This window comes from Frankia sp. CcWB2, assembly GCF_977927585.1.
Genome location: NZ_CDWRCM010000144.1, coordinates 3418 through 4809, shown reverse-complemented (window position 1 = coordinate 4809; position 1392 = coordinate 3418). Strand labels below are relative to the sequence as shown.

2 protein-coding genes and 1 pseudogene are annotated in these 1392 nt (G+C 69.2%); 1 reads left to right on the top strand and 2 read right to left on the bottom strand.

The annotated features are described in order from the left end of the window. Both ACY45C_RS15085 and ACY45C_RS15080 read right to left on the bottom strand, forming a co-directional pair. Positions 1-368 (bottom strand): alkaline phosphatase D family protein (locus ACY45C_RS15085; RefSeq protein ID WP_462188230.1); only part of this gene is annotated, 368 nt, incomplete at its 3' end. Positions 369-445: 77 nt separating this feature from the next. Further along, positions 446-715 (bottom strand): annotated as a pseudogene (locus ACY45C_RS15080) (PhoD-like phosphatase N-terminal domain-containing protein); the annotation flags it as partial. Between the two features lie 419 nt (positions 716-1134). Between ACY45C_RS15080 and ACY45C_RS15075 the strand changes: the two are divergent. Further along, on the top strand, positions 1135-1392 hold a 258-nt coding region (locus tag ACY45C_RS15075; protein ID WP_462188229.1), incomplete at its 3' end, for an acyl-CoA dehydrogenase family protein.

The following is a 1392-nucleotide window of genomic DNA, read 5'->3' as shown; positions in this document are numbered from 1 at the left end:
CCATAGGAGATCCTGCGGTAGATCCTCCCGCCCGGGCCGGCCCGACCGGGAATGAACGGGGTGTACTCCAGGAACGCCTGCCGCGAGCGCGCCGCGAGGACGTCCACCCGTTTCTCGCTGTACCGGGAATCGTCAAGCATCTCACCGGGATACCAGTTGTTGAGCGTCTCGTGGTCGTCCCACTGGAACACCCACGGCACCTCGCGGTTGAACGCGAGCAGGTTTGCGTCGAGCAGGTTGTACCGGTAGTTGCCGCGGTACTCCGCGAGGGTCTCGGCGACCTTGGACTTCTCCGGGACGACGAGGTTGCGCCACACCGAGCCGTCCGCGAGCGGAACCGTCTGGAGGAGCGGCCCGTCCGCGTACACGGTGTCCCCAGAGCAGATCGCGAAGTCCGGGTGGTGAAGTCGGTCGCCGCGCCCACCCGGACGACGCCGACCCGCCGGGCGGCGGTGAACCTCTCGGTGGCTGCCACGTCGACCGCGAGCGCCGCCGGCCGATCGGCCCGTGCCCACACCACCGCGCTGTCCGCGGTGACATCGCCGGACTGCACGCCGGAGGTGAACGTGGGCCGGCCACCCCGCACCTGGCCCGGGGCCCGGTCCGCGACCCGCGCCGCCGGAACCCCTACGGCGGTGCCGGCGGCGGCCGCCAGTGACGCCACCGTCGCTCGGGCCAGCACGTCCCGTCGGTTCGGCACGCGTTCCTCTGCCATCTCGCCCAGCCCTCCTGTCACTGTCCGTATGGCTGCAGTCCCCCGACGTCGACCATCACAGTGCAGGTTCCGGGCAGCCGTCGGCCCCCGTTCCGGAAGCGAAAAAGTGAACTGTGCGTGGCGTCCCGCACCGCCTGCCGCACCGCCTGCCGCACCGCGTCCCGCCCAGACCACCTCTTCCGGGTAACCCTCGCGAGGAACCCGGGCGCCGACCGCTCGGATGAAGTCACGCGCAGATCCGCAGAGCCGGGGAGCCGGGGAGCCGGGGAAACCCTGGTCATCTGGGCCGCTCTCACGGCCCCTTATCGCTTTCGCGATCCGTATCTACGTAGAAATTGCTATGATCTATCCGTAGATGCGGTTTCAGTCGGAGCTTTGCCGTCAGTAGATCAGGCGGTTGATCAGAGTGGATGCGTGACATGTTCTGGCCAGGCCCCGCCCACCCCGACGACGAGACCAGGCACTGGCTCGCCCGGGTCGAGAAAGTCGCCCCGGTCCTGGTCCAGCACCGTGAACAGGCCGAACAGGAGAGAATGACGCCGCCCGACGTCATCGATGCCCTGCGTGAGCAGAACATCCACCGGATGTGGGTCTCCCCGGCCTTCGGCGGTGGCGGGGTGAGTGTCCGGACCGGTTCCGCGGTGCTCCAGGCGCTCGCCCGGATCGACGCCTCCGTC